The organism is Bradyrhizobium sp. (genome assembly GCF_049691595.1).
In the GTDB taxonomy this organism is placed as follows: Bacteria; Pseudomonadota; Alphaproteobacteria; order Rhizobiales; family Xanthobacteraceae; genus Bradyrhizobium.
In genome coordinates this window covers 1-7,314 of record NZ_JBAVNZ010000222.1, presented here as the reverse complement: position 1 = coordinate 7,314, position 7,314 = coordinate 1, and the positions used below count along the sequence as shown (strand labels likewise).

Genomic DNA, 7,314 nt, shown 5'->3' with positions numbered 1-7,314 from the left:
ACTCACGATCGTGGTTATGGATTCTCTGATGTGCAATTACACATCATAGCTCGTGCTTCGCACGCCCCGGAATGACGACGTTCACTTCGCCAGATAGTCGAACGCCACCGTCCCCAGCGTCAGATCCGCTTTGAAATGCAGTGCCGAGACCACCTCGGCGGCGGAACGCCTTCCGGACAGCTGCCTCAGCCTGATTCGTCTGCGGGAGGAACGAGCTTTCCTACCGCCGTCTCCAATTTCTTCGTACAACGGATCAGATCGGCCAAAAGGCTTTCGTCAATTTCCATACGGCCCTCGTATTCCGCAAGATTTCGTTCGTTATGGGCCTTGAGAAAAATCTGCACGTCGGCATTGTCGGAACCCAGCTTATGAACGAGGGTCTGGAAAACCGTGATGCGATTTTCCGACCGGTATCCTTGGCGGCGTAGCGCCGCGAGCGCCAGCCGATGTGCTGCGCCGTACGCAAGGTCAAACCGGCTGTCGGGATCGAGACTCTGGTTCTGGGCGTCAGTTAGACGTGCACGGGCAGAACGCAGCATGACGGCGAACTCACCACGCGATACCGGTTCGGCTTTGAGCCGGTTGATCCTGACGAGGTTGTCGAGTTCCGCTTTGCTCAAAGTTCGAGGTCTTTCTCCGAACCAAAAACAAAAATCTTCGGCAGTGCATTTACCTTACTGATGAATGAACCCTTCTGAGAAGCTTTGCGCCGCCAGTCTTTTGGCGAAAGAAACGTCGGGCTGACCTTGCGACCCAACGCATCCTCGACGTTTTGTAACGCAGCATAGAGTTCGGAGTAGTTCAATTCGTCCCCGATCACCATGAGATCGATGTCGCTGCGCGCGGTGTCGGTACCTTTCGCCACCGAACCGTACACGAATGCAGTCTTGATTTTATCAGCACAGGGCTCAAGCGATTTCCTCAGCGGCTCGGTCACGGCCACGGTCTTGATAACGAGGCTCTGCAACTCCGCAAAAATCGGCGACTGGCGATTCGCCCGGTAGTGTTTCTGATTGCCAATGCGCTCAACGGAAACCAGTCCGCTTCGCTGCAACCGCGACAGCTCCCGTTCAACCGCGCCGGTGCCCGATCGCACGTTCCTCATGATCTCGGACGTATAGAAGCTGCGCTCCGGGTGGCCAAAGATCAGGGCCAGCACCCGTTGCTGCACCTTGGAAAAAAGCGCGTTTGATAGACTTATCGCTTGCGTCGTACTACCCATTTTGGGGAGGATACACCCCAATATGGGTTTGATCAAGATCGCTACAGCTCCAGCATCCCCGCATCGCCGTCTTCGGCGGCGAACGCCAGCAGCGTGCCCCTGGCGTTCCACGCCAGTCCTGCCACCGCCGCGCCGCCGTTCCGGCGCACCAGGATTTCGGCGCCGTCTTCCATCCGCACCATCAGCACGGTGCCATCGCTGTAGCCGGCCGCCACGACGTCCTGCTTCGGATGACAGGCGACCGCGGTGACGCGCGCCTGCAGCGGCGCCAGCATCGCCGGCTGCTTGCCCATCGGGCCGTCCTTGCCCGCAAACGGCCAGACGATCACGGTGTCGGCGCCCGAGGTGGCGAGCGCCTTGCCGCCCGCGCTCCACGACATCGAGCGGACGCGGCCGGGATAGCCGCTCATGCGCATGTGCCGGTTGTCGGCAAGCCGCCAGCCATGCAGCGCCGGCTCGTGCATGGTGGTGACCAGGAACCTGTTGTCCGGGCTGAAGGTGACGCCGAGATGCGAACCCGCCCATTCCAGAAACTCCGGATTCGCGGCCATGTTGGGAAACCACAGGGTCACGCCGCTGTAATGCGCGATGGCGAGCCGCAGGCCTTTTGGCGCAAACGCCAGCCCGCCAACGGTCGAGGGCACATCGAAGGATTTTATTTCGCCCCTGGGACCGCGGACAAAAGCGGTCCTGCCGGCCGACCACGCCACCGCGCCATCAGGATGCAGCGCCGCGTTGTCGATCCAGCGCCGCTTGGCGTCGGTCGCGAGCAGCGCCACCTCGCCCTTGGTGTCGAGCGAAACGAGCTTGCCGTCATCGCCGCCCAGGACGATACGGTTGCCGTCCGACACCGCGCAGAGGATCGCGCCGCCATGGACCGGAATTCTTGAAATCCCGCCCTGCGCGCTCGCCACTGCGACATTCTCCTCGGCGCCGACAAAGAAGGCCCGGTCGCCAAGGAAATGCACTGTGGTCACGGCCATGCCTGTCGGCAGCGGCCGCACCTTGTCGGTCACCGAGGCGATGGAGGCCGATCGGCCCGGGTCGAACTCTTCCATCACGTGGTGATGCAGCCAGCAAAACCGTCGCGGATCATCTGCTCCGGCAACTCGCGGCCGATGAAGACGAGGCGGCTCTCGCGCGGCTCGTCCTTGCGCCACGCGCGCTGATGATCGCCCTCGAGCATCATGTGCACGCCCTGGAACACGTAGCGGTCGTCGTCGTCGGTGAAGGCCAGGATGCCCTTGGAGCGCAGGATCTTCTGACCCTCGCTCGCGACCAGGTTCTGCAGCCAGGGCATGAATTTGGTCGCATCGAGCGGCCTGTCGGACCGCAGCGACAGCGATTGCATGTCCTCGTCGTGGTAATGCTTCAGCCCGCCATGGCTGTGGCCGTGATCATGATGATGGTCATGTCCGTGGTGATGATCGTGATCGTGGTCATGTTCGTCGCCGGCTTGCAGAAAATCCGGCTCGATCTCGAGGATGCGGTCGAGATCGAACGCGCCACGCTCCAGCACATCCTCAAGCGCCACCTTGCAGCGCTCGGTGCGATGCAGTTTTGCGTACGGGTTGATGCCGCGAATCCGCGCTTCGACTTCCGCGAGCTCGGCCCTGGAGACGAGATCGGTCTTGTTCAGCACAATGACGTCCGCGAACGCAATCTGGTTCTTGGCCTCCGGCGCGTCCTTCAGCCGCTCGCTCAGCCATTTGGCATCGGCCACCGTCACCACCGCATCGAGCCGCGCGTTCCTCTGCACGTCCTCGTCGACGAAGAAGGTCTGCGCCACCGGCGCCGGATCGGCAAGCCCGGTGGTCTCGACGATGATGGCGTCGAACTTGCCCTTGCGCTTCATCAAGCCATCGAGGATGCGCACGAGATCGCCGCGCACCGTGCAGCAGACGCAGCCATTGTTCATCTCGAACACTTCCTCGTCGGCGCCGATGATCAGGTCGTTGTCGATGCCGATCTCGCCGAATTCGTTGACGATGACGGCGTATTTCTTGCCGTGGTTTTCCGACAGGATGCGGTTCAACAGCGTGGTCTTGCCGGCGCCGAGATAGCCCGTCAGCACGGTCACGGGAATTTTCTGGGAGGAAGGTTCTGGCATGACAACTCCGGAAGGTCTGGCGCGCCGGCAGCAGGGTGGCCCCTGCCCTAATGGCCAAGCGCTTCGATCAGGGCCTTTATATTGTGCCTTACCATGTCAATGTAAGTGGGGGCATCGCCCTTTTCGCCGGTCAGGCTGTCCGAATAAAGCATACCGCCGACCGTGGCCCCGGTTTCCGCCGCGATCCGGCGGATCAACCGGTCATCGCTGATATTCTCGAGAAAGACGGCGGGGATTTTCGCCGTCCGGATCTGGGTGATGATCCCGGCAATATCGCGGGCGCTGGCCTCGGATTCGGTGGAAACGCCCGATGGCGCGATGAACGCGATGCCATAGGCGGCGGCGAAATAGCCGAAGGCGCGGTGGGTCGAGATCACCTTGCGGCGCCCTTGCGGAATCCGTGCGACCGCCTCCCGTACCTCGTGGTCCAGCGCGTCGAGTTTTGCCAGATAGCCCTCGGCATTGGCGCGAAAAACCGCGGCATCGGCAGGTGCGGCGGCCACCAGCGCGGCGCTGATATTGCCGACATAGACTCTTGCGTTGACCACGGATTGCCAGGCATGCGGATCGGCATCGGAATCGAGCCTGAGCGGCACGATGCCATTGGTCGCGGTCACGATGGTCGCCTTGCTGCTGGAGGACTTCACCAGCCGCGGCAGCCAGCCCTCCAGCCCCAGGCCGTTGACGACGACGAGCTTCGCATCGGCGATCTTCCTGGCATCGGCCGGTGTCGGCGAATAGACATGCGCATCACCATCGGGCCCGACCAGCGTCGTGACGTTGACCCGATCCCCGCCGACGTTGCGGACGAGATCGCCGAGGATCGAGAAGCTGGCGACCACGTTCAGGCGATCCTGCGCGCGGGCGGGAAGGATGGCTGTTACGAGCACCAGACTAATGAGCCAAAGCCGCCGCATCGCTACGCCTCGAGATGGCGGCCGGGGAACATCTGCCGGACCAGCCCGCTGACGCTGCCGAACAGCACCGACACCCCATACAGCGCCGCCGCCACCAGAATGATCGCAGGTCCCGAGGGAATGCGGGTCTGGAACGACAGCACCAGTCCGGCATAGCCGGAGATCGCGGCACTTGCGACCGCGATGCAGATCATGCCGGTGATGTCGCGCGACCAGAATCTTGCGATGCTCGCAGGCAGGATCATCAGCCCTACGCCCAACAAGGTGCCGAGCGCGTGAAAACCGTTGACGAGGTTGACCACGACCAGCGCGAGGAAAGCGAGATGCGCGGGCGCGCCGGCGCGGCTTACGGTGCGCAGGAAAAGCGGATCGACGCATTCGATCACCAGCGGGCGGTAGATCACCGCGAGCATCAGCAGCGTGATGGTGGCGTTGAAGGCGATCACCAGCAAGGTCTGGTCGTCCATCGCCAGGATGTTGCCGAACAGCACATGCAGCAGGTCGATATTGGTGCCCTTGATGGAAACGATCGTCACGCCAAGCGCCATCGACACCAGATAGAAGGCCGCGAGCGAGGCGTCTTCCTTCAGCTCGGTGTTGCGCGCGACCAGGCCTGCGAGGATCGCCACGGTAAAACCCGCGACCAGGCCGCCGGTCGTCATCGCGAACAAATTGAGCCCGGACAACAGGAAGCCGATCGCCGCGCCCGGCAGGATCGCATGCGCCATGGCGTCGCCGACCAGGCTCATTCGCCGCAGCATCAAGAATACGCCGATCGGCGCGCCGCCGAGCGACAGCGCGATCACGGCGGCGAGCGCGCGGCGCATGAACTCGAATTCGGTGAAAGGCGCGATCAGCGCGTCGTAAATCATATCAGGCCGCGCGCGAGGGCATGTCGACGGCGCAGGCGGCGGCGCCCTCGTCAAACGCCTCGCACATCCGCCGCGCCTCCTTTAGATTTTCCGCCGTCAGCACCTGCGCGGTCGCGCCCCAGGCAACTTTGCCGCGCGCCAGCAGCAGGGTTTCGGGGAAATTGGCGCGCACCAGGTCCATGTCGTGCAGCGCCGCCAGCACGGTGCGGCCTTCAAAATGCCAGCGCCGGACCAGCGCCAGCAGATCGGCGGAGGTTTTGGCGTCGATGGCGTTGAACGGCTCGTCCAGCACGATCAGGCGCGCGTCCTGCAGCAATACGCGGGCGAACAGCATGCGCTGCATCTGCCCGCCGGACAGCGTGCCGATCGGGCGGTTCTCAAAGCCGTTGAGGCCGACGGCGGCCAGCGCCTGCGCGATCCCTTCTCTCTCGCGCGCGCCCATGCCGCCGAAAAAGCCGGTCGCGCGCCACAGCCCGGTGCCGACGAAATCGAACACCGTGATCGGAAAGGAGCGGTCGATATCGACCGTCTGCGGCAGATAGGCGATGTCCCTGGGATCGAGGCCGCCAAGCGAGATCGAACCGGCCAGCGGCTTGAGGATACCGGCCAGCCCGCGAAACAGCGTCGACTTGCCAGCGCCGTTCGGCCCGACCACCGCCAGCAGCGCGCCGGCGGCAACCTCGCCGTCGAGGTGATGCACCGCCGGATGGCGGTCATAGCCGAGCGTTACGTCACGGAGTCGCAGTTGCGCGGCCATGCTCACCTCATCGCCAACAGCACGACGGCCCACAGGCCGGCGCAGACTACAAGCGCCGCTCCGAGCCGCGAAACCACCGTCATGCGCAGGATCGACCAGGGCGCGGCCTGTGCCGGATGCGGCGTCAACGGGCCATGGCTGTGAGCGTGGACGGGATGATGTCCGTGGTCGTGAGAGGGCGTGTGAGACATCCAAATATGTTATATTATAACATAATTGGTGTCCACCAACCGGACCTCGTTCTGACGTTCAGAGGGGACGGCGGGCGGCATGGCGAACGCCGTGAATGACGATCCCGGTCGCGTCCGTGCGGTAGAAGATCACGTAAGGGTACGGACTTACAACGAAACGGCGGAGATTGCCCTTGTTGGTGATGCGTCCGCTGTTGGGATGGTCAGCGAGTAAATCAATGATACCGTGTAGCCGTCTCTTGACGTTCTCCGCCCCGCTCGGTGACCGTGCGTCAATGTAGTCGAGAACCTCGGTCATCTGCCGGAGCGCCCGGCGCGTGTAGCGGACTTTCACAGGCCATGCTTTGCCCACATGGCGCGGACTTCTTCTTCCGTCGCGAACTCGCCGCGCTCGGCTTCCGCCAGTGAAGCGTCGATGTCAGCTTCTTCTTCGGGCGTGAGCTCATAAGACGGTTGCTCCACGCCCGCGAGTTGCAGGAGAATCCGCGCAAGTTCGTCCTGCACGTCGTCGGGCAAAGTGGACACGGTTTCAACGGCCTGTTCAAGCAAGCGGGTCATACTCGAAACATAGTGGGTTCAGAACTTCTTAGGAAGCCTTACAGTCCAACTATCGCGCCCTACGGCTTCCCGATCGCCATCGCGATCGCCGCCGCGAGAAACGGGAACGGCAGCGACACCGCCGCGCGAAACCAGACGAAGCGCGCCGGCATGAACGGGATTTCCCACAACAGCAGCCGCTGGAAGGCGAACAGCGCCCATGCGATCACATAGGCGGTGACCTGGGGCGGGCCGCCGCCGGCCTTCAGTGCCACCGCGCCGATCGAAAAGCCGACCACCGGTCCTCCCGGCGTCGCAGCACCCGCGATCACGGCGGTGAGCACGCCGGGCCAGCCGCTGTTCGGGCCGAGCCAGCCGGTGATGACCTCCTGGGGAATCACGGCGGCGATGTAGCCCGAGCCGATCACGCCGAGCGCAATGCGCGGCACGATGTTGATGAACTCGAGCGCGCCTTCGCGCATCGACGACACCAGCACCACGCGGCCGCGCCGCCAGGCGATCAGGCCTACCGCCGCGACCGAACCCCACAGGATGACGTCGATGACCAGCGCGGCGTTCATGGCGGCGCGCCGTTCGGATAGATCCGCGCATAGACGAAACGCCCGAGCGCACCGGCCAGCACCGGCAGCGGCAGCGAGATCACGATCCGCCACAGTGTGAAGTCGGTGCCGAGGATCGGCAATTCCC

General features: G+C 63.4%; 11 protein-coding genes and 1 pseudogene. All 12 read right to left on the bottom strand.

What is annotated here, in order from left to right:
• Positions 1-185: 185 nt before the first annotated feature.
• Positions 186-620, bottom strand: coding sequence for a hypothetical protein (locus WCE35_RS09965; protein ID WP_424593173.1), 435 nt, complete (start codon positions 618-620; stop codon positions 186-188).
• Positions 617-1,258, bottom strand: coding sequence for a nucleotidyltransferase domain-containing protein (locus WCE35_RS09960; RefSeq protein WP_424593172.1), 642 nt, complete (start codon positions 1,256-1,258; stop codon positions 617-619). Before WCE35_RS09960 ends, WCE35_RS09965 begins: the two co-directional genes overlap by 4 nt.
• A 5-nt stretch (positions 1,259-1,263) precedes the next feature.
• The gene (locus WCE35_RS09955) at positions 1,264-2,280 is read right to left on the bottom strand and encodes a WD40 repeat domain-containing protein (RefSeq protein ID WP_424593171.1); all 1,017 of its coding nucleotides are present in this window, start codon (positions 2,278-2,280) and stop codon (positions 1,264-1,266) included.
• Positions 2,280-3,332: a CobW family GTP-binding protein gene (locus WCE35_RS09950; protein ID WP_424593170.1), complete on the bottom strand. Its 1,053-nt coding sequence runs from the start codon at positions 3,330-3,332 to the stop codon at positions 2,280-2,282. Before WCE35_RS09950 ends, WCE35_RS09955 begins: the two co-directional genes overlap by 1 nt.
• Before the next feature lie 47 nt (positions 3,333-3,379).
• Positions 3,380-4,249: a metal ABC transporter solute-binding protein, Zn/Mn family gene (locus WCE35_RS09945; protein ID WP_424593169.1), complete on the bottom strand. Its 870-nt coding sequence runs from the start codon at positions 4,247-4,249 to the stop codon at positions 3,380-3,382.
• Positions 4,250-4,251: 2 nt separating this feature from the next.
• Positions 4,252-5,121 carry a metal ABC transporter permease gene (locus tag WCE35_RS09940; protein ID WP_424593168.1) on the bottom strand — a complete coding sequence of 290 codons (870 nt, stop codon included), beginning with the start codon at positions 5,119-5,121 and terminating at the stop codon, positions 4,252-4,254.
• Between the two features lies 1 nt (position 5,122).
• Positions 5,123-5,878, bottom strand: coding sequence for a metal ABC transporter ATP-binding protein (locus tag WCE35_RS09935; protein ID WP_424593167.1), 756 nt, complete (start codon positions 5,876-5,878; stop codon positions 5,123-5,125).
• Positions 5,879-5,880: 2 nt separating this feature from the next.
• The gene (locus WCE35_RS09930) at positions 5,881-6,069 is read right to left on the bottom strand and encodes a hypothetical protein (protein ID WP_424593166.1); all 189 of its coding nucleotides are present in this window, start codon (positions 6,067-6,069) and stop codon (positions 5,881-5,883) included.
• A 58-nt stretch (positions 6,070-6,127) separates the two neighbouring features.
• Positions 6,128-6,403, bottom strand: coding sequence for a type II toxin-antitoxin system RelE/ParE family toxin (locus WCE35_RS09925; RefSeq protein ID WP_424593165.1), 276 nt, complete (start codon positions 6,401-6,403; stop codon positions 6,128-6,130).
• Positions 6,400-6,627, bottom strand: a complete 228-nt coding sequence (locus WCE35_RS09920; RefSeq protein ID WP_424593164.1) for a hypothetical protein — start codon at positions 6,625-6,627, stop codon at positions 6,400-6,402. Before WCE35_RS09920 ends, WCE35_RS09925 begins: the two co-directional genes overlap by 4 nt.
• Before the next feature lie 59 nt (positions 6,628-6,686).
• The gene (locus WCE35_RS09915; protein WP_424593163.1) at positions 6,687-7,187 is read right to left on the bottom strand and encodes a hypothetical protein; all 501 of its coding nucleotides are present in this window, start codon (positions 7,185-7,187) and stop codon (positions 6,687-6,689) included.
• Positions 7,184-7,314: pseudogene (locus WCE35_RS09910) on the bottom strand (permease); the annotation flags it as partial. The gene WCE35_RS09915 and the pseudogene WCE35_RS09910, both read right to left, overlap by 4 nt.